Origin of the sequence: Rubellimicrobium rubrum, assembly GCF_006152115.1 — a bacterium.
In the GTDB taxonomy this organism is placed as follows: domain Bacteria; phylum Pseudomonadota; class Alphaproteobacteria; order Rhodobacterales; family Rhodobacteraceae; genus Rubellimicrobium; species Rubellimicrobium rubrum.
This window is the reverse complement of sequence record NZ_VDFU01000014.1, coordinates 1-19,492: the sequence shown is the minus strand read 5'-3', so window position 1 is coordinate 19,492 and position 19,492 is coordinate 1. Positions and strand designations below refer to the sequence as shown.

The 19,492-nt window shown below is 64.8% G+C and carries 20 protein-coding genes; 8 read left to right on the top strand and 12 right to left on the bottom strand.

Going from position 1 to position 19,492, the window contains the following annotated elements; translation table 11 throughout:
• Positions 1-73: 73 nt before the first annotated feature.
• Together FHG66_RS12270 and FHG66_RS12265 are read right to left on the bottom strand one after the other, a co-directional pair.
• The gene (locus FHG66_RS12270) at positions 74-2,041 is read right to left on the bottom strand and encodes an amylosucrase (RefSeq protein ID WP_139077171.1); all 1,968 of its coding nucleotides are present in this window, start codon (positions 2,039-2,041) and stop codon (positions 74-76) included.
• A 74-nt stretch (positions 2,042-2,115) separates the two neighbouring features.
• A complete protein-coding gene (locus tag FHG66_RS12265) occupies positions 2,116-3,288 on the bottom strand; it encodes an alpha-hydroxy acid oxidase (RefSeq protein ID WP_139077169.1) in 1,173 nt (390 codons plus the stop codon).
• Between the two features lie 198 nt (positions 3,289-3,486).
• Here FHG66_RS12265 and FHG66_RS12260 point away from each other — a divergent pair, with 198 nt between their 5' ends.
• Entirely contained in the window at positions 3,487-5,070 is a 1,584-nt protein-coding gene (locus tag FHG66_RS12260; protein ID WP_139077167.1) for a putative bifunctional diguanylate cyclase/phosphodiesterase, read from the top strand.
• A gap of 16 nt (positions 5,071-5,086) precedes the next feature.
• Here FHG66_RS12260 and trpA read toward each other — a convergent pair whose 3' ends face one another.
• From trpA to FHG66_RS12245, 3 genes are read right to left on the bottom strand one after another with little or no spacing between them, the layout of a single operon-like run.
• Positions 5,087-5,878: a tryptophan synthase subunit alpha gene (gene trpA, locus FHG66_RS12255; RefSeq protein WP_139077165.1), complete on the bottom strand. Its 792-nt coding sequence runs from the start codon at positions 5,876-5,878 to the stop codon at positions 5,087-5,089.
• Positions 5,879-5,936: 58 nt separating this feature from the next.
• Positions 5,937-6,398, bottom strand: a complete 462-nt coding sequence (locus tag FHG66_RS12250) for a VOC family protein (RefSeq protein WP_139077163.1) — start codon at positions 6,396-6,398, stop codon at positions 5,937-5,939.
• A complete protein-coding gene (locus FHG66_RS12245; RefSeq protein ID WP_139077161.1) occupies positions 6,398-6,826 on the bottom strand; it encodes a VOC family protein in 429 nt (142 codons plus the stop codon). The genes FHG66_RS12250 and FHG66_RS12245 overlap by 1 nt, the downstream gene beginning before the upstream one ends.
• A 586-nt stretch (positions 6,827-7,412) precedes the next feature.
• Here FHG66_RS12245 and FHG66_RS12240 point away from each other — a divergent pair.
• The 3 genes from FHG66_RS12240 to FHG66_RS21605 all read left to right on the top strand — a co-directional run bounded on the left by FHG66_RS12240 (position 7,413) and on the right by FHG66_RS21605 (position 8,506).
• Positions 7,413-7,619 (top strand): cold-shock protein, encoded by a 207-nt coding sequence (locus FHG66_RS12240; protein WP_139077159.1) that lies wholly within the window; start codon positions 7,413-7,415, stop codon positions 7,617-7,619.
• 284 nt (positions 7,620-7,903) lie between these two features.
• Positions 7,904-8,110: a cold-shock protein gene (locus tag FHG66_RS12235; RefSeq protein ID WP_139077157.1), complete on the top strand. Its 207-nt coding sequence runs from the start codon at positions 7,904-7,906 to the stop codon at positions 8,108-8,110.
• A 213-nt stretch (positions 8,111-8,323) separates the two neighbouring features.
• Positions 8,324-8,506: a hypothetical protein gene (locus FHG66_RS21605; RefSeq protein ID WP_176556236.1), complete on the top strand. Its 183-nt coding sequence runs from the start codon at positions 8,324-8,326 to the stop codon at positions 8,504-8,506.
• Positions 8,507-8,677: 171 nt separating this feature from the next.
• On the opposite strand, the gene FHG66_RS12230 is transcribed toward FHG66_RS21605, so the two are convergent.
• Positions 8,678-8,971: a hypothetical protein gene (locus FHG66_RS12230; protein WP_139077155.1), complete on the bottom strand. Its 294-nt coding sequence runs from the start codon at positions 8,969-8,971 to the stop codon at positions 8,678-8,680.
• A gap of 434 nt (positions 8,972-9,405) precedes the next feature.
• On the opposite strand from FHG66_RS12230, the gene FHG66_RS21900 reads away from it, so the two are divergent.
• Both FHG66_RS21900 and FHG66_RS12225 read left to right on the top strand, forming a co-directional pair.
• Positions 9,406-9,717, top strand: a complete 312-nt coding sequence (locus tag FHG66_RS21900) for a hypothetical protein (RefSeq protein ID WP_218013841.1) — start codon at positions 9,406-9,408, stop codon at positions 9,715-9,717.
• Positions 9,714-11,000 (top strand): methyl-accepting chemotaxis protein, encoded by a 1,287-nt coding sequence (locus tag FHG66_RS12225; RefSeq protein WP_218013840.1) that lies wholly within the window; start codon positions 9,714-9,716, stop codon positions 10,998-11,000. The genes FHG66_RS21900 and FHG66_RS12225 overlap by 4 nt, the downstream gene beginning before the upstream one ends.
• 134 nt (positions 11,001-11,134) lie before the next feature.
• Here the strand turns inward: FHG66_RS12225 and FHG66_RS12220 are convergent, their stop codons facing one another.
• Both FHG66_RS12220 and FHG66_RS12215 read right to left on the bottom strand, forming a co-directional pair.
• Positions 11,135-11,443 (bottom strand): P-II family nitrogen regulator, encoded by a 309-nt coding sequence (locus FHG66_RS12220; RefSeq protein ID WP_139077366.1) that lies wholly within the window; start codon positions 11,441-11,443, stop codon positions 11,135-11,137.
• Positions 11,443-12,423 carry a sodium-dependent bicarbonate transport family permease gene (locus FHG66_RS12215; protein WP_139077151.1) on the bottom strand — a complete coding sequence of 327 codons (981 nt, stop codon included), beginning with the start codon at positions 12,421-12,423 and terminating at the stop codon, positions 11,443-11,445. The genes FHG66_RS12220 and FHG66_RS12215 overlap by 1 nt, the downstream gene beginning before the upstream one ends.
• A 1,610-nt stretch (positions 12,424-14,033) precedes the next feature.
• Between FHG66_RS12215 and FHG66_RS12210 the strand changes: the two genes are divergently transcribed.
• Positions 14,034-14,225, top strand: a complete 192-nt coding sequence (locus tag FHG66_RS12210; protein WP_139077149.1) for a hypothetical protein — start codon at positions 14,034-14,036, stop codon at positions 14,223-14,225.
• Positions 14,226-14,284: 59 nt separating this feature from the next.
• Positions 14,285-15,382: a redox-regulated ATPase YchF gene (gene ychF, locus FHG66_RS12205; protein ID WP_139077147.1), complete on the top strand. Its 1,098-nt coding sequence runs from the start codon at positions 14,285-14,287 to the stop codon at positions 15,380-15,382.
• Positions 15,383-15,406: 24 nt separating this feature from the next.
• On the opposite strand, the gene FHG66_RS12200 is transcribed toward ychF, so the two are convergent.
• From FHG66_RS12200 to FHG66_RS12185, 4 genes are all read right to left on the bottom strand, one after another.
• The gene (locus FHG66_RS12200) at positions 15,407-15,970 is read right to left on the bottom strand and encodes a putative glycolipid-binding domain-containing protein (protein ID WP_139077145.1); all 564 of its coding nucleotides are present in this window, start codon (positions 15,968-15,970) and stop codon (positions 15,407-15,409) included.
• Positions 15,971-16,026: 56 nt separating this feature from the next.
• On the bottom strand, positions 16,027-16,326 hold the full coding sequence (gene clpS / locus FHG66_RS12195; RefSeq protein ID WP_139077143.1) for an ATP-dependent Clp protease adapter ClpS: 300 nt from the start codon (positions 16,324-16,326) through the stop codon (positions 16,027-16,029).
• Positions 16,327-16,403: 77 nt separating this feature from the next.
• Complete coding sequence (locus FHG66_RS12190; RefSeq protein ID WP_139077363.1) at positions 16,404-17,852, bottom strand: UdgX family uracil-DNA binding protein; 1,449 nt, start codon at positions 17,850-17,852, stop codon at positions 16,404-16,406.
• A gap of 75 nt (positions 17,853-17,927) precedes the next feature.
• Positions 17,928-19,154 carry a putative DNA modification/repair radical SAM protein gene (locus tag FHG66_RS12185; RefSeq protein ID WP_139077362.1) on the bottom strand — a complete coding sequence of 409 codons (1,227 nt, stop codon included), beginning with the start codon at positions 19,152-19,154 and terminating at the stop codon, positions 17,928-17,930.
• Positions 19,155-19,492 lie beyond the last annotated feature (338 nt).

Here is a 19,492-nt window from a genome sequence, read left to right as displayed (position 1 = left end):
TCGTTTCTCTCCGTTAGCGAGGCGCGGGTCTTGGCTATTCGTGCTTCCCTGAAATTCGCCACGGGTCCAGGCGCTACGTCGCCCGCCTGAGCCAGAGCGTCTGGTACGGGGAAAGCCACAACTCGCCCTCCACCACTCCTACCCGGCGGCCGGACAGGGCATCTTCCAAGCCGTCCTCCAGACGAAGAGCCCAAGTCGCGATGCGCTGGGGATGCTCGGTGAAGTTGAGGACGCAAGTCACCGGCGTCTGCTCGTCCGCGCGCAGAAAGGCGAAAAGCGCCGGGTGCCCTGTATCCAGGATGCGTGTCGGAACATAGGCCGCGAAGGCATCGATCCGTTTTCGAGCCGCAAGGATGGCGCGAGTTCCATCGTGCAGGCGGGCGGCCGGGCTGTCCGGCTGGTCCTGAAGCGAAGCAACAAGGGACCAGTTCATGCGCGGCCGGTGCATCCAGCGGCCATCGGAGGCGCGGTCCGGGTCGTCGCGGTAGCCATGGTCGTTCAGGAGGCCGATCTCGTCCCCCATGTAGAGCAGGGGAATGCCTCCGAAGCTGGCGATCAGCGCGTGGCCCATGAGGGTCCGGTCAATGGCATGGTCGACAAGAGCAGGGTCGCCGGCCTCCAAGGCTTGTTCGAGCCCCGCCAGGGAGGCGAAGCTGCCGTTGGTGCGGCGGTCGCCGGTCTCCGCGTTGGACTGGAAGTCCGCGCCCCGTGCGAAGCTGCCGGGGAAGTTGCCGTTGTAGAAGTCGGCGAGGAAGTTGCGGTGGGCGTGGGCCAGCATGTGGGGGATCTGGGCCGCGTCCTCCTCGGTGATGGCCCAGCCGATATCGTCGTGGCAGCGGATGTAGGTGGCGAAGCTCGCGCGGGAGAAGCGCTCGGGAAAGTGCGTCCGCAGGACATGGGTCATGAGGCGCGTGTCGCGGCTGGCCAGCGATGACCAGAACTGAACCATGAGGTTGTTGTGGTAGGCGAGCTGGGCGACCTTCCCTTCGTGCCCGCCCTGGCCCAGGTAGGGGACCAGATCGCGGGGGCCGACGATGGCCTCGGCCTTGTGGATCACCGCGGGCGCCGCGGCGCGGGTGGCCTGCACGATCGCCTGAAGGATGTCGTGCACCTCGGGCAGGTTCTGGCAACTGGTGCCAAGCCGCTTCCACATGAAGGCCACGGCGTCGAGGCGGAACACCTCCACCCCCTTGTTGGCGAGGTGGAGGATGGTATCGAGGACAGCGAGGAACACCTCCGGGTTGGCCCAGTTCAGGTCCCACTGGTATTCGTTGAAGGTGGTCCAGACCCATTTTCCCAGGTCGGGGTAGAAGGTGAAGCTGCCGGGTGCCTGGTCGGGGAAGATGTCGATCAGCGTCGCCTCGTACTCGCGGGGGAGAACGTCATCCTCGAACATCAGGTAGAACGCTTGAAAGTAAGGGTCGCCATCCTTGGCCCGTTCGGCCCAATCATGCTCCTTGGCGGTATGGTTGAGCACGAGGTCGAGGCAGACCGAGATGCCCTGGTCCCGCAGCGCGCGGGCAGCAACCTCGAAATCCTCCATGGTGCCGACTTTCGGGTCGATCCTGCGGTAATCCATGACCGCGTAGCCGCCGTCCGACTGACCCGGGCGAGGCATGAGGCAGGGCATCAGGTGGAGATAGGTGACACCCAAATCCTTGAGGTAAGGCGCCCGCGCGGGCAGGTCGGCGAGGCTCCCCGCGAAACGGTCGGTGTAGGCGACATAGGCCACCATCTCCTGCGAAAGGAACCATTCGGGATCCACGTCGCGCAGCAGGTCCAAGGCCTTCAGATCCTCGGGCCGCTCGCGGTGATGGCGGGCCGCGATGTCGCGGATGCGGCCGAGGAGGGCCGGCACGTCATGCTCGCCGCCATAGAGACGAGCGAGGGGGCCGCGCAGGTCACGGAGGGCACGGCGCCAGCGAAGCTCAAAGAGCGGGTCTGGGCGTAGGCTCGGCGGCGCTGAGCCGGTCGACGCGGATGACGGAGCGTTGCGCTTCGGTGCACCCGCGCTCTTGGGTGGGTTCGTCGATCTCGCCATGGCGGGGTTCCCGTCTCGCATGTCGCGCGGGGATTAGGGTAGGTCGCTCCGCCCGGCAAGCGAGCCGCGCGAAGTCAGGCGTTCTCGGCCCAGTCGCCTTCAAAGTCGCGGGGCACCAGCAGGATGTCGCGGGCGACCTCGCGGAGGGTGCGCCGGCCGCAAAGCGCCATGGTGACGTCCATTTCCTTTTGCAGGATTTCCAGCGCGCGGGTGACGCCCGCCTCGCCCATGGCGCCCAGCCCGTAGACATAGGCCCGCCCGACCATGGTGGCGTCCGCGCCCAGCGCGATGGCCTTGAGGATGTCCTGGCCCGAGCGGATGCCCGAATCGAGCCAGATCTCCGTCTCGCCCTTCACGGCGCGCACGACGGAGGGAAGCATCCGGATCGAGGACAGCGCCCCGTCGAGCTGCCGCCCGCCGTGGTTCGAAACCACGATGGCGTCGGCGCCGGCCTTCACCGCCAGCTTGGCATCCTCGGCGTCGAGAATGCCCTTGAGGATGAGCTTGCCCCCCCAACGCTCGCGGATGCGCTCGACCTTGGCCCAGTCGAGGCGGGGATCGAACTGCTCGGCCGTCCAAGCGGACAGGGAGGTGAGGTCGCCCACGCTGCTCGCATGGCCCACGATGTTGCGGAAGGTGCGCCTCTTGGTGCCTGCCATGCCAAAGGACCAACGCCATTTGGTGGCAAAGTCGAAGGCGTTGCGCGGCGTGATCTTGGGCGGTGCGGACAGGCCGTTCTTGATGTCCTTGTGCCGCTGCCCAAGGATCTGGAGGTCGAGCGTCAAGACGAGAGCCGAACAGTTCGCTGCACGGGCGCGTTCGATGATCTCGTCCACGAAACCCGTGTCCTGCATCACGTAAAGCTGGAACCAGAACGGGTCGGCACTGTTCTGCGCGACGTCCTCGATCGAGCAAATCGACATGGTGGAGAGCGTATAGGGCACGCCGAAGCGGGCAGCCGCGCGGGCAGCCTTGATCTCGCCGTCGGCGTTCTGCATGCCGAGCGATCCGATGGGGGCAAGGGCCACGGGCATGGTCACCGGCTGACCCAGCATGGTGCCCTTGAGCGTGCGCCCTGACATGTCCACTGCGACGCGCTGGCGGAAGCGGATCTTGTCGAAATCCGAGCTGTTCTCGCGAAACGTCTGCTCGGTCCATGAGCCGCTTTCACAGTAGTCGAAGAACATCTTCGGTGTGCGGCGGCGGTGCAGGTGCCTAAGGTCGTCGATGCTGGTGATGACGGGCATGGCAGTTCTCGCAAGGGTATGCCCTGCTGTATCCCGCTTTAGCGCATCATGGAAAGCCCTTCGCCAGCGGCAGCCAAGGCTTGATAGTGGGCGAGCCGGACATGTCCCGTTCAACTTTAGGCATTGAAACTCAGGCGTTAACGCCCTCTTTGCCATCCCGGCGCAGGGTGTCCGAGGATCCAGCGCGAGTAATTGGCCATGCGGCGTCTTTTGCGAACCTTGCTCGTTCCGGCCAATCTGGCTGGGCTGGTTCTGGTGGCGCTTGCCGGCACCGCGCTGGCCCGCATCGACCTGTTCGAGTGGCTCTACGAGGTGTCCCGCTCCTACGAGGGGTGGAGCTTGGATGAGCTGTTCTCCGGCCTGATCGCTGTCGCACTGGCCGTGCCCATCCTCCTTGTCCGTTGGAACCGCGCGCTGGCCCGAGCACACAGGGAAACGAGCGAAGCCGAAGCCGAGGCGCAGCACGTCGGATTGCACGACCCGCTGACGGGTCTTCCTAACCGGCGCTGCTTCCATCTCCGCATGGAGGAGGCCACAGGTACCGGCAGCTTGAACACCCGGAATGAAGGGCCGATCCTGCTTCTCCTCGATCTGGACCGGTTCAAGCCGGTCAACGATCTTCGCGGGCACCAGGCCGGGGACTTGCTGCTCTGTGCGACGGCCGCCCGCCTGCGGCGGATCTGTCCGGAGGACGCCCTGATCGTCCGCCTCGGCGGCGACGAGTTCGCGGTTGTCCTCAGGGCCTGGGACTGCCCGGACCATGGCGGCAGTCTGGCCCGCCGCATCGTCCAGGCTTTGTCCGAGCCGTTCGAGTTCGATGATTGGTCGGCGACCATCTCGTGCTCGATCGGGATTGCCGTCTGGTCCGATGGCATGATCTCGTCCGAATTGCTCCGCCGCGCCGACCAGGCCATGTACCGCGCCAAGCAGGCCGGGCGGGGCGGCTACACGCACTATGACGAGGCGTTCGGCGCAGCCCTGCGCGAACAGGCCGCGCTGGAGCAGGATCTCCGTCGCGCTCTCCTCCAAGGGGCGATCATCCCGTATTTCCAGCCCATCTACGATATCACGGGCCGTGGCCTGCGCGGCTTCGAGGTGCTCGCCCGCTGGAGCCACCCCGAGCGGGGTTTCATTCCCCCCGATGTTTTCGTCGCCCTGGCCGAGGAGATCGGCCTGATCGAGCAGCTGTCGGACGTTGTGCTGGACAAGGCCTGTTCCGCGCTGGCCGGCTGGCGCACCGATCTTCCCATGTCCTTCAACCTGTCGCCGCGACAATTCGCGGATCTTGGCCTTCCGCACCGGATCCTCGGGATCCTGGAACGGCACGGCATTCCTGGTTATCGGCTCGAGATCGAGATCACGGAGCGGGCGGTGCTGGCCGACCTCGACATCGCCCGCAGGATCATAGGCGACCTGGCCGACGCAGGGGTGCGGATTTCGCTCGACGACTTCGGAACCGGAACTTCCAGCCTCGCGCTGCTGACGCAACTACCCATCGACAAGCTCAAGATTGACCGAAGCTTCATCCACGAGGTCGATCTCCTGCCGCACAAGGCCAAGATCGTCTCGGGCGTCCTCGCGCTCGCGGACTCGCTCGGGCTTGATGTTACCGCCGAAGGGATCGAACGGGACGAAGAGCTCGCGTTTCTCGCACGGGAGAACTGCGCTCTTGGGCAAGGTTATCTTCTTGGCCGCCCCCAGCCCGCCCCGAGCATCGCGGAACTGATCGAGGCAAGCGCTGACCAGGCGATCGGCGCCTCTCTGACGCGCGTGGCCTGGTAGGGTCCGGTCAGCCTTGTCAGGCGGAGTGAGCGCCGTCGGCCAAGGATTTGACGAAAGCAAGGATCTCGGCCGGGGTCCGGCCCTGAGCGACCTCGGACACGATGGCGGACCCGACGACCGCGCCATCCGCCACTTCGGCGATCGCGCGGGCTGACTCGGGGGTGCGGATGCCGAAGCCCACGATCACGGGAAGGTTCGTGGCAGCCTTGATCCGGGCCACCTCGGGTCCGACATCGGTCGCCTGCGCGGCAGCAGCCCCGGTGATCCCGGTGATGGAGACATAATAGACGAAACCGGACGTGTTCTGCAGCACCGTCGGCAGCCGGCGGTCATCCGTGGTCGGCGTGGCGAGACGGATGAAGTTCAGCCCGGCCTTCTGTGCTGGAATGCAGAGTTCCGCATCCTCCTCGGGCGGCAGGTCCACCACGATGAGGCCGTCAATCCCGGCCGCCTTAGCCTGCTCCAGAAAGAGAGGCACGCCACGCGAGTGGATCGGGTTGTAGTAGCCCATCAGCACGATCGGGGTACGGTCGTCCCGGACGCGAAGGTCGCGGGCAATCTGCAGCGTCCGGTCCAGGGTCTGGCCATTCGCCAGCGCCCGCTGCCCGGCCAACTGGATCGTGGGCCCGTCCGCCATCGGATCAGTGAAGGGCAGCCCGAGCTCGATGATGTCGACCCCGGCCCCGGGCAGGCCCAGCACGATCTCGCGCGAGGTCTCGAAGTCGGGATCTCCGGCCATGATATAGGACACGAAGGCCTTTTTCCCCTCGGCCCTGAGCCGCGCGAAGGTGTCATCGATGCGTGTCATAGGCCTCATCCCCCGTTTTCACGGGGGATGCGACAGGGGATCGGGAAATGCAAGACGATCAGGTGGGGTGAGCCTCTGGCTCCGCATCGGCGGCCTGGTCGCGCGCGGTGCCGTTCTCCGGCTCGGCCGAGATGATCCAGTGCGTGCCGAACCGGTCACGCAGCATCCCGAACCCGCGAGAGAAGAAGGTCGGGGCAAACCTTTGGATAACTGCTCCACCCTCGGACAGTCGTTCGAAGGTGGAGCGGGCGGATTCGGAATCTCCGAAGGTCTGCATGACGCTGACACCGGCCTGGGGATGACCATCGCTCCCGGGCGGGAAGTCCGAAGCCATGAGGATGCCTTCACCGATCCGAACCTGACCATGCATGACGCGGTCCAGGGACTTCCAATCCTCGGGAGCCTGTGGGCTCTCGGAATAACGCATGATGGCCAGATCCGAACCGCCCAGGGCTGAGGCATAGAAGGCCAGCGCCTCGGCGCACTGGCCCTGGAAGTGGAGGTATGGGATCGTCGGCATCAGGCTACCGCTTCCGCAGGTTCGGCCGAGGCCGGGGCGGATTCGGTGTCGATCATCCAGCGGGTGCCGAAACGGTCGGTCAGGCTGCCGAACCCCGGACCCCAGAAGGTCGGCTCGAACGGCATCTCGATGGCGCCGCCCTCGGACAAGGCTTCGAACAGGCGCTGCCCTTCAGTCGTGTTCGGTACCGACAGGCAGATCGAATTGCCGGCCATGGGAACCGCCTGGGAGTAGTCGGATGCATAGAGAAGCCCGTCGCCGATCTTGACCGATCCATGCATGACGCTGTTTGGATCGCCCATCGTCTCGCCTTCGGGGGCCTCGGACGACCTCATGATCTCGGGCTCGGGAGCGCCGAAGATCCGGGCATAGGTGCGCAGGGCCTCTTCGCAGGTGCCCTTGAAGAAGAGATAGGGAACAGGTTGCATAGGTGATTCCTCCGCTTGGATGACGCAAGGTTAACATGTTCTTGCTTTGTTCCAAAGCGCCGCGTTGCCGGATGCACCATTTTCCGCCGAGGTCCAAAGGGCGCAGCAAAACGCTTACCCACAGTCTCATGACGCTTTAGCCAAAAGGCTGCCGATGCACCGGCCGCTTGCACCAGGTCGACAGGGCGAGAGGGATCAGGTTCGTGGGAAGACCATGCAACGCGGCCAAGTCGGATCCTGGAAGGCTGTCCGCAGTTCGCATCCGTGAGCCGGGTCGCCGGACGCATGCGCAGCCGTTAAGCAAGCGAAGACCGAAGGAAAATTGTCGAACAGTGGCAGAACCCCCGTGGGCTTTCAGGGAAATGGGACAAGGCGGCTGCAGGACGGATCGCTTAAGGACGGCAGAAGCACAAGCAATCGTGCCATGACCCTTGCCTCGGTCCGACTCCGGCCCATGTGCACAGCCTGCGAACGTTATTCGACCTCGACCCGCTGTTCTCCTTCACCGGCTGCAGTTCATCGAAGTGACACTGACGGCGCCGGGCTGCCGCACCTTGCGGGCAGCAATCTGAGAGGAGACTTCACGATGGCCAGTGGCACCGTGAAATGGTTCAACGCGACCAAAGGTTTCGGCTTCATCGCGCCCGACAGCGGCGGCAAGGACATCTTTGTCCACATCTCTGCCGTTGAACGCGCGGGTCTGACCGGCTTGCAGGACAACCAGAAGGTCACATTCGACGTCGAGTCCGGCCGCGACGGCCGAGAGTCCGCAGCCAACCTGAAATTGTCCTGAACTTGCGCAGAGGCGGTGGGCGGCTCAAATAGGGTCGGACCGGCCGCCGGTGCGTCAATGTGCCGGACCGTTCAAGGTCCGGCACGGCCCGACCGCTCCGGCAAGCAGACTGGACTGAGACGACCGGTCCTTGCTTTCCAGCGACGCACGCCCCATCTTTGTTGTGCGAACGTTATTCTCCCTCGATCCACTGTCTCCGTCATCGGCTTCAGTTTCTCGTTGTGACGCTGACCGAGCCGGGCTGCCGCATGTTGTGGGCAGCAGATCAGACAGGAGACATCACGATGGCCAGTGGCACCGTGAAATGGTTCAACACCACCAAGGGTTTCGGTTTCATCGCCCCCGATGGCGGCCGCAAAGATGTGTTTGTGCACATCTCGGCCGTGGAGCGGGCGGGCCTGACCGGCCTGAGCGACAACCAGAAGGTCACCTTCGACATCGTCTCCGGCCGCGATGGCCGTGAAGCGGCGGAAAACCTCCAACTGGCGTAAGCCGGTGACATGGTGGTCCCTTCGCGGAACCGCTTGACTCTGCAACTCCAGGGGGCAAGGGGGCGGCCCGTTCGCCCTCTTGCCCATTTTCGGGCACCCGCGCCGGACCGCGTCAGGTGTGACAGCAACTCGACACGACGTTGGCTGTGCTTGCATGCCCTTCCCGAAGCTCAGCCCTAAGCTTGCCTTTGCAAAGAACTCAAGAGATCAGCAATGCCATTCACAGTATCATGGAAGGGGCCGACTGGTCCCGTGCGCAAAAAGGCCGAAACACCGGCCGATGCGCTTCGATGGTGGACGACCTATAACCGAGAGGCTGCCAACATGGTGATCAAGGACGACGCAGGGCGGCGGCTGACGCCCGAGGACTTGGCAACGCTGGCTGGTCGGTCCTGATCCCCTTAAGGGGAAGCCAGCAATCCAGCCGAGATTCTGGACCCGCTAGCAGCGGCGCTGCGCCACCGAGCCGCTAGGGCATCATGGCCCGCTGATCATGGGATGACATCCATCCGGCAAGGGCGCGGCGGGCGAGCAGCAGAGTTCGCAGGCTAAAAGCTCTTCACCAGGTCAGCCGTCATAGCCCGAAGTTCCGCGCCTGACCGCCTGCATGAGGGCGAACACCGTCGCGGAGAAGTTGCTCGGCTGATCCGATTGCTGCTGTCGGGCACGGATGGCCTCGGACACGACGCCCTTTACCCGTTCCAGGGAGGCCTTCTCGGCCTTCGAACGCTCGGCGGTCGATGCTGAAAGTTCCTCGATCACCTGCACTCGTTGCCGCAGGGCATCGAAGTCGTCCTGCGTCTTCGCCGTCCGGTGTGCCTCCCTGAGGGCCTCCAGCTCTTCAAGCAAGCGCTGCTTCATCAGTTCCGCCTCACGCCTAGTCGTTCGTCCCGCGCTGCGCGGTCAGCCCAGCGGGTATCCCCTCGACCATTGCAGAGCCTATCCAGCTCCTCAAGCGCCTTCGCAGCCAGCCGGGTGTCCTGTGAAGTCGATGTTTCCATCGGTGAAGCAGGAAATGGCAGGCGCCGACGGACAGTGTCCGAGCGGGGAGACGCTGGGTGACCGACCTCCGAAAGGAGTGTAGGAGCCAGCATCGGTCGGCCTAAGTGTCATCTGCCGCTCCCTTCGCGAGATCCAACCGCCGATAGGAGAACTGGCAGGCTGGCCCGCGAGGTCCTCCATCTTGTCAGAGCATGGGCTCAACCCGGTGCTCGGACCGCAGTTGACTCGAACCTTCGGTATTTCCCCCTTCGGCCTTCACGGCTTGAACACCTGTTTCGATGCAAGCCAGTCGCATGAAGGCTGTGGCATCCTACTCCCTCATTACCCTGGGCGTGCTCATGTGTCTGGTCACCGGACCGATGGTGTTTGCGCTGAGCGCGTCCCCGTCCGGCGACGGCCCGGTCCTCGTGATCGCGCCGCCATGGGACGGCGGTGCGGCCGGCGTGGTCCAGATCGCCGGCGGCCAGATCATCGGGCCGACCGCCGCTCCGTTGTCCGTGCTCGCGACGGGCGCCTCTCCCGAGGTCTTCCGGCAAGCTGGCGCTTGGATGGTGTTGGATGCCGCAGCCCTGAACGCAATCTGCGACTGGGAGTTCGAGGGATGACGACGGTTCACGAAGACGCGGCGCTAACGTCCGGGACGGGCATGGCGCGGATGGTGGTTCTGGGACTGGCCGTCTTTCCGCCGGGCGCAGCCTTCCTTGCCAGTGGACCGATGCTGCCGGTGCTGCTGGCCTCTCTCATGATGGTCATGCTGGCCTTCGTATCGCGCAGCCTCAAGCCCGGCTTCCAGCCCTTGCTCCTGGCGGTGGCCCTGATCGGCCAGTGTATCGCGTTCACGGCCGCCCTCACCGGCCATGGGATGCAGCTCGACTCGCACATGCTGTTCTTCGCCGTGCTGGCCATCGTGTCCACCATGGGAAGCATTCCGGCCGTGGTGCTCGCGGTGGTCGTCACCGCTCTTCATCATCTGCTGCTGGCCCTGGTACTGCCGGAGCTGGTCTATCCTTCCAACGGCCTCACTGAGGATATCGGGCGGACGGCGCTTCATGGCGGCATCGTGGTGTTCGAGGCGGCCGTATTGATCTGGTCCATGGTCCAGAGCGCCAAAGCCCGTATCGCAGTGAGTGCCAGCCGCGCCGAACTGGCGCAGCAGGTGGAAGAGGCCGCCGCGGCGCGGGCCGAAGCCGACGCCGCCCGGGAGCGCGTGATGGCTGCGTCCGAACGGACGCGGGGGGAAAGCCAGAAAGCAGCCGCTGCGGTCGAGGAGATCGCGGCCAATGCCAAGGCCGTCGCCGAGAGCGCCGCCCATGCCCGCGATGCGGTGGCTCGCGCCAACTCCGATGCGGAGCGGTCGAGCGAGGTCGTCCATCGCGCGACAAGCGCCATGACCGCCATCGAAGGATCGTCGGCTCAAATCGGCCAGATCGTTGCTGTCATCGACGAGATTGCCCGGCAGACCGACCTGCTCGCCCTCAATGCGGCGGTGGAATCGGCACGGGCCGGGGAGGCGGGACGAGGCTTTGCCGTTGTCGCCGGCGAAGTGCGCAAACTGGCGCAGCGATCTGCAGATGCCACGAAGGAGATCCGTGGGCTGGTCAAGACCTCGTCCGAGCAGGTTCGGCAAGGCACAAGCCTGGTGGGCGACACTGGCCAAGCCTTGGACCGGATCGTGGCTGCGGTCTCCGATCTGAACGGGTTGATGAACACCATCGCCGCCGGCGCGGCAGAGCAAGCCATCGGCCTTGACCAAGTCAACGCGGCCATCGTCCATATCGATCACATCGCCCAGGGTGGAGAGACGGGGGCTGTGGTCGCGGCGCAGCCTGCGATGGCCACCTGGTCCAAGAAGTCCGTCGCGAGGGATCGAACCTGGCGCGCCGCCTGATGGCGTGGGGCTGATCCGGCATCTCGATTGGAGGCTAGCTCTGCCGAGCAGGGTCAGTCTCAGCTAACCCGTCTGTAAGCCCAAGCTCCGGAACGAGAAGGTCAGCGTAGCGGTCGGTCCGCTCGGCGGCCTTCTCAGAACCGCTCGGCCCGCAGCACCTCGCAGTCGGTGATGCTGACCACGCCGATATGCCGCTCCACCACCGCGAACGCCGCCTCCAAGAGGGGCTCCAGCCGCTCTGGCCGGATCAGGCAGATCACCGCCACCATGCCGGAGCGGCCGACCTGCCCCTCGCGACTCCAGTGACCCGAACGGCCTCCTCCGCCCAGGACGGGAAGGATCGTATAGCCGGTGACGCCCGCTTTCTCGAGCGCTTCCGTCAGCCGGCGTTCCAGTGGGGCTTCTATGACGATCTCGACACGCTTGGCCCTGTGGGTCTGCATCATGACGCTCCGACAAGGGTTGTGGCGGCAGCCACGTATATGGGGATGCCCACCGTCAGGTTGAACGGAAAGGTCACCCCGAGCGACAGGGTCAGATACACCGATGGATTCGCCTCAGGCAGGGCCACCCGCATGGCGGCCGGTACCGCGATGTAGCTGGCCGAGGCGGCAAGCGTCGCCAACAAGGCCGCGCCGCCCTGCGACAACCCGATCAACAGAGCGAAGCCCAAGCCGAGGGTGCCCCCGATGAGCGGCATCGCCACGCCGAAAGCCACGGCCCCAGGTCGCAATGCGGCCCGCTGGTCCCGCAGGCCACGTCCGGCGACCAGGCCCATGTCGAGCAGGAACAGGCAAAGCACACCCTGGAACGGTGCCACGATGAAGCTTTCGATCCGGGCCAGGCCATCCTCTCCGGTGATGGTCCCGATCGCGAAAGAGCCGATCAGGAGGACGATGGACCCGTTGAGCAGGATCTCCCGCCATAGGTCAGGCTCGGCATCGGTCCGTTCTCCGCCACGCGAAGCGATCCAAAGGGCCGACAGGATCGCCGGCGCTTCCATGGCGGCGGCGACGGCCACCATGTAGCCTTCGGCCTCGAGCCCACGCCCGGCGACGACCGAGGTCGCTGCCACGAAAGTCACGATGCTGATCGAGCCATAATGAGCGGCAACGGCCGCTGCATCGATCCGGGACAGGGTGGTCATGACACGCAGCAGACCAAAAGCCACGAAAGGCAGCCCGAAGGACAACACGACCCCGGCCAGCACCGCCGCGCCGAGCCGGACATCCAGGCCGTGCGCCGCAACCGACGCGCCGCCCTTGAAGCCGATGGAGAACAGCAGATACAGCGAGAGCGTCTTGGCCGCCGCTTCGGGAACCGAGAGGTCCGACCGCGCCAGAGCCGCCGAAAGGCCCAAAACGAAGCTCAGGATGATAGGCGAGCCAAGGTTGGCCGCCGCAAGCGAAAGGATGCCGTCCATCTGTTCCCTATGTTTCGAAAGGTCCTAGCAAGCGCCCTGACCCTTGGGAAGCAGCAAGGCGACATCTTGTGGCTGAACGGCGCCTGGCGCGTGTTCCTGCCGCCGCAGCGTACCCTATGAACAGCATTTTGCGTCGCCACCGAAGCTCGGATGACGCGACAGATTTCAGCCGACAGGCCCAGCCATGCGGCGCGACGTTCGTGTTCGAGGACCAAGTCGCGAGTGGCCCGTGGTCTTGGGCGACCAACAGCATGGACCCGGACATGCATGCTATCGATTGGGCTGGCACGTGCCTCTATCTTGAGAGCGAGCATCGGCACAGACGTTCAAGTTCTGTCCACCTTGGCTCGAAGCGAACCGAGTTCTATGGGGAGCCCGCCTGGAACGTCAGTGGTTGGCCCCACGCTTAGGAATTGGAAGCAAGCGCCCCAATCCACCATCCAGCGTGTTGAAATAGTTTTCGGCCATGGTAGCTGAGCCGCGGGCTGTTCCTTGAGAAGCAGGGCTCGAGCCACGAGGCGCCCCTTTCAAAGTTCCCAAGTCAGACCTGGACCGGTCATGGAAGCCGTGCGCGGCTGTCTAGCAGTTGCCCATATCTTCAAATTCTGAGAGGCGGCCGAGTGGAGTTCAACGCGCGGAGTCGTGGCTCTACTCCAAGGGAGCGGCCAGCGGGTTCAGAGCCAATCCCTCACGTCCCATCAGTCGACCCGGGCCGGGGGTCGTGTCTGATGTGGAGGGATCGACTCGATGCGCTGGCGACAGCCTTGCAGCTATCTGCTTCCTATCTGGCGGCGTTGTCGGGCAGCACAGGGTCAGGCGCCAAGTCGCCGAATGGCGTGGGGACTCTGCTCTATGTAGACCATCATGGACCCGGGCCCGCATCCGCAGGACCATCCTGATCGGGTATGGGTGGGGAAGAGACTCTGCCCGTACTCTGATCCGTTCTTCGGGCATACAGATGGACAACCCCGCGCAGCGAATGCTGAACCCTTGGCGACAGGGAAGACTCGCATCCCACCCGTGAGAAAACCTGAAACGGAACAAGAAAAAAGGCGGCAGCTCCGGGAGGAGGAGCGCCGCCTTGGTTCGGTAGAGACCGTTCAGGGAGGAGGAGAGAACGACCGATCCGATACAGTGTGTGATCAGGCCGGGAGGAGGATGGCCCATCACATCGTGTGAGTGGAAGTTAGCGCTAATGCTGCACGTGCACAACGGACAGTGCTGCAGATCCGCTATGCACGTGCAGCATAAGCCGAAGAATGACGTCCCTTCGGCGCTCAGATTGAAAGCACAGAGTGGAACACTGTGCTCCGTCCCTCGGCAACATGCGAATCCTGGTCAGGATCGCGCTGTTCTGGGCAGACCGCCCTTGGGTCGCACTCGGGCGTCGTGGCTTCGTTCAGCCCCTCTGGTGGTTGCCGCGCCACATCTTCACTGGTCTCAGGCTCCCTGTTCCATCCAGGCGATGCCGCGCTCCGCTGCGACCGGCCCGCGCCCCGGTCCCGCCCGTTCCTGCGTGCCGCTCCTGCCTGGAGGCCGCCGGGTCAGAAGTTTCACTGCTCGCCGTCAGAGGGGATGAACGAACGACATGGCCTGCCTACATATCGGTCATGAACTACGTTCTCGCTCTCCTCCTTCCGCCGCTGTCGATCCTGTTCGCGGGTCGGCCGTTCCTGGCCATCGTGGTCTTCCTGTTCTGGCTGCCCGCCATCATCTTTTCGGGTGGTCTTGGCCACCCGATCTTCATCTTGCTCGCCTGGATCATCATCTATCAGGGACAGCAGGAGCGTCGTCGCCTCTGAGCCTTGCGGGCCGGACCACGCACCGCTAAGGGCGGGTCGGTTCGGCCACGGAGGGATGCATGGGCTTTCGCATGGGGATCGTGGGGTTGCCCAACGTGGGCAAATCCACCCTGTTCAACGCGCTGACGCGCACCGCCGCGGCGCAGGCTGCCAACTTTCCGTTCTGCACCATCGAGCCCAATGTGGGCGAGGTGGCGGTGCCCGACCCGCGGCTGGAGAAGCTTGCGGACCTCGCCAAATCCCGGCAGATCATCCCGACGCGGATGACCTTTGTCGATATCGCGGGGCTGGTGAAGGGGGCGTCCAAGGGGGAGGGGCTGGGGAACCAGTTCCTGGCCAACATCCGTGAAACGGACGCCATCGCCCATGTGCTGCGCTGCTTCGAGGATGGGGACATCACCCATGTCGAGGGGCGGGTCGATCCGGTCGCGGACGCACAAACCATCGAGACCGAACTGATGCTCGCGGATCTGGAGAGCGTCGAGCGGCGGCTCCAGAACATCCAGCGCAAGATCAAGGGCGGCGACAAGGAGGCCGTGGAGCAGGAACGGCTCCTCAAGCTCGCGCAGGCCGCGCTCTCCGAAGGCAAGCCCGCGCGGACGGTCACGGTGTCGGACGACGAGCAGCGTCAGTGGCGGATGCTGCAACTGCTGACCGCCAAGCCCGTCCTTTATGTCTGCAACGTCAACGAGGAAGACGCGGCCGAGGGGAACGCGTTCTCGGCCCGTGTGGCCGAGATGGCGAAGGCCGAGGGCAACAGCCATGTCGTCATTTCCGCCCGCATCGAGGAGGAGATCGCCCAACTCCCGCACGAGGAGCAGACCGAGTTCCTCGAAACCATGGGACTGGAAGAGGCGGGTCTCGACCGGCTGATCCGCGCGGGCTACGAGCTGCTGCATCTCCAGACCTATTTCACGGTCGGGCCCAAGGAGGCGCGGGCCTGGACCATCGCTAAAGGAACACTCGCACCGCAAGCGGCGGGCGTGATCCATGGCGACTTCGAGAAGGGCTTCATCCGGGCCGAGACCATCGCCTATGACGATTATGTCGCCCTGGGCGGCGAGACCGGCGCGCGGGATGCGGGCAAGCTACGGGCCGAGGGCAAGACCTACGTCGTCAAGGACGGCGACGTGCTGCATTTCCTGTTCAACACTTGACAAGGACAGGGGCGCGTCGGCCATTCAGGCGGGAAGCGCGATCCGTTCGAAAAGGTATTGGTAGCGGACCACCAGCCCGGCCTCGTCCACCACGAGGTCGGCTTCGAAGCCCATGGACAGACCAAGGTCCACGAATCGCACCCGTCCGGGACCTTGCCAATCATAGCGCTGGCGGGAGCGGGATACCGTCAACGCAGACCCATCGATGAATGCCGTATCGAGCGTCAGGCTTTGACCTGCGACCGTCGGAGTCCTGCGAATGGGAAAGGTGTTGCAGAACGGGGTGACCGAAAGATCCGGCTCCTCCGCGCCGTCGAGGTCGGACCGGGGAGAGCCGTTCACCTGCCAGCCCTGTCTGGTGCGCTGCAACCGAAGGACGCCGTGACCCGCAAGGCCCCATCGTTCGACCGTGACGGATCGCGCCTGCCACTCGGGGTCGAGCTGCCACTGATGATCCAGGCGGAAGCCCCCGTTCTCCAGGCACAGCACCGTCGAGGTGGCGACGATGCCGTCTGGCTCGATTGACAGTTCGAGCCGCTCAAGCCCCTGGACGTCGAGCCGTCGCCAGAACAGGACGGTCGTGGTCATGTCAGGTCACCCTCTGTCGCCGGCACACCCGGCATGGAGGGGACGGGAAAGCCGGATCACTCCTCCTTCTCCGTGGTGAAGGCCAGCGGATATCCTGCCTGACCACCCATGTCGGTGGCCTGCCTCGCCTTGGTCTCCGCAACCTCCTGCGTGTAGACCGCCACCACGCAGGCCCCCTTGCGGTGTGCCGTCATCATGACACCCAAAGCCTCGCCTTCCGACATGCGGAACACGGCCTTCAACACCTTCACCACGAAGTCGCGGGGGGTGAAGTCGTCGTTGAGCAGGATCACCTTGTAAAGGCGGGGACGCTCGGTCCGGGTCTTGGGCTTGGGGAGCAGGAGAATGTCTGGCATGGCCGCGTCGGGTCCTGGACGTGAGGCGGTCGGGCGGAAGGATAGCACGCTTCGGCCGCTGCGAAAGTCCCCCGGGATCACGCTGCCACGAGCCGCTCCAGATGCTCGCGGGCGGCTGTCAGGTCCTGTCGGAACTTCTCCGTCTCCAGCTCCTTGGCGACGGGATCGGGCAGGCGAAGCAGGAAGCTCGGATGCACCGTCAGGAAGACCGGGATGTCGTCGGGTCCGGCCTCGATGGAACCGCGGCGCTTCAGGATACCGTCCCGCGAGCCGGTGAGTGACTCGGCTGCCGAGGCCCCCAAAGCAACGAGGAGCTTGGGCTTCACCAGCGATACCTCCTGCTGCAGCCACCACTTGCAGGCGCTGATCTCGCCGGAGTTGGGGCTGGCGTGGATGCGACGGACGCCCTTGATCGTGTACTTGAAGTGCTTGACCGCGTTGGTGAGGAACACCTTGGAGCGGTCGATGCCAGTGTCGCGCAGGATCTGGTCGAAGAGCTGGCCGGCAGGCCCGACAAAGGGGCGGCCCGCCAGATCCTCCTGATCGCCCGGCTGCTCGCCCACCATCATCAGCGCGGCATCCAGGGGGCCTTCGCCGGGAACGGCTTGGGTCGCCTGGGCATGAAGGGGGCAACGGGTGCAAGCGTCCTCCTCCTCCCTGAGAGCCGAGATCAGGCCGGGGGCGGCGACGACGGCTTTGGGCGGGGCAGGGCGGGCTGCGATCGCTTTGGCATAAAAGGGCGCGCGGGTGGGGGCAGCCTCGGCCATGGCGCGGACACGGCTCTCGGCATTGGCGAGGAGGTCGGGGATCGCCGCCGTTTCGGGTAGGTTCTTCCAATAGCGCTTGGGCATCTCGGCCAGCATGCGCGCGGTCTTGACGCGGGCCGGGTTGAAGATGTTGCGGAAGTAGGTGAGCCAGAGATCCTCGGCCGCATCCTCGGGGAGATCGGGTTTCTCCACCCCTTCGGCGAAGGTCGTCACGCCATCATCGAACCGGGCCAGGAGGTCGGGCGTGGCGATCAGCCAGTCCATGTCGGCAAACCGCCGGGCAAAGAACGGGGCGGCGGGTTCAAGCGTGAAATGCGCGGGCTCGAACCAAGCGGCAAAGCGGCGGCGGGGGGCACCGCGGTCGCCAATCTCACGAAAACGGACAAACGCCTTGAGCTTGTGCAGATCGCGGTGGACGGCCCGCTCCATTTGGCGAAGGCCCACCAGATCCTTGTCGGCGGCATCCTGCATCAGCGCAGGCTCGGTCCGCAGGCGCCAAAGGACGGCGTAAAGGCGCGAGAACCGCTCGGGGTCCTTATGCCAGACGACCTGTGCGGCGAGATGGACAAAGCTTTCGGGGACGCGGATGGCGCCGATCTTGGCCGCGGGCGGCGGCTCGTCCTCGGCCCAAAGCACGGCCTCCGCCGGGCCGCGCGTCCAGGTGATCGCCTCGGGTGGAATGCGCGCGGACAGACAGGCACGAGCGGCCTCGCGCCAGGCCTGATCGGTGCCGACCTTGGGAAGCGTCACATGGGGCATGGTGTTCATGTATTGTTCGCTGCCTTGAGTCGCAACAAGGAGATAACGCCCCGGACCTTCGCGGGGTCCGGCGCGTCAGAACAGGCTCAGTTGCGTCGGAGCCGGCGCGAACTTGGCCTTGAGGGTGTCGCTGTCGGTCAGGGCGCCCGGGCTCCAGTCCGCCAGCGTGATGAAAGGCTGCGCTTTCCTGAGCGAGGCGCCCATGCGCAAGAGATCGTCGTAGCGCAATCCGCGATGGCGGCGCGCGGAAAGGATGCGCTCCACTGTCTTGGTGCCGAAGCCCGGAACGCGAAGCAGCATCTCGCGCGGGGCACGCTGGACGTCGAGCGGGAAGTGCTGACGGTTCTGCAGCGCCCAAGCCAGCTTGGGGTCGATGGCCAGATCGAGGTTGCCGTCGGAGGCGATCTCATCGGCAGAGAATTCGTAGAAGCGCATGAGCCAGTCAGCCTGATAAAGCCTGTGCTCCCTCAGGAGGGGTGGGTTGACCAGCGGCAGTTTTGCGGTGGCATCAGGGATGGGCGAGAACGCGGAGTAGTAAACCCGCTTGAGCCCGTAGGAGCCGTACAAGCGCGCGCTCTGCTTCAGGATCGTGGCATCGTCGGTCGCGTCGGCGCCCACGATCATCTGCGTGGATTGGCCGGCGGGTACGAACTTGGGCGCCTGCGTGCCCTTGTGCGACGCATCGCCCGCGGCCTCGCGCCGGAGCCGGATGTCGGCCATGTGCTTGCGGATCTCGGCCGGGTCCTTTTCGGGCGCGAATGCGGCAAGGCTGGCCTCGGTGGGGAGTTCGATGTTGACCGACAAGCGATCGGCATGACGGCCAGCCTCGGCCACCAGATCGGGATCCGCGCCCGGAATGGTCTTGAGGTGGATGTAGCCCCGGAAGTCGTGCACCTCGCGCAGCGTGCGAACGATGCGGACCATGTCGCGCATCGTGTCGTCCGGGGACTTGATGATGCCCGAGGACAGGAACAGCCCTTCGATGTAGTTGCGCCGGTAGAACTCGAGCGTCAGGTCCACGACCTCCTCGGGCGTGAAGCGCGCCCGTTGCACGTTCGACGACACGCGGTTCACGCAATACGCACAATCGAAGATGCAGAAGTTCGTCATCAGGATCTTGAGGAGCGACACGCAGCGGCCGTCCGGCGTGAAGCTGTGGCAGATGCCGTTGCCGTCGGTGCTGCCCAGGCCCTTGCCATCCCGGGAGTCGCGCCGCGACGTGCCGGAGGAGGCGCAGGACGCATCATAACGTGCTGCATCCGACAGCACGGCAAGCTTTTCTTGAAGGGTCAGGGCTGGCATGACGTTCATGTAATGTTCAGACAACCGGGCGGCAATGGGTGCGACATCCAGCCTCTCTGAGAGATCCTTAATCTCTGACGTGTCAGCCCGATCCTGCCCTGACACACTCTCAGGGTGTTCGTGGGAGCCGCTAGTAAGGCTGGGTGTTCTGCAGAGTTGGTCTGCCCCCTGAAAAGTGGTCCTCCCTGAAGTAGGCTTTCGGGCCTGAGGAGGACGAAGGAATGCCCCAGAAGAAGCACAAGCCCGAGGAGATCGTGGCCAAGCTCCGGTGGCCTGCCCCAATCGGGTGGTCCGGGTTCAGACTTAGTGCATGACCGGCTTGGGCGCTACGACTGGGG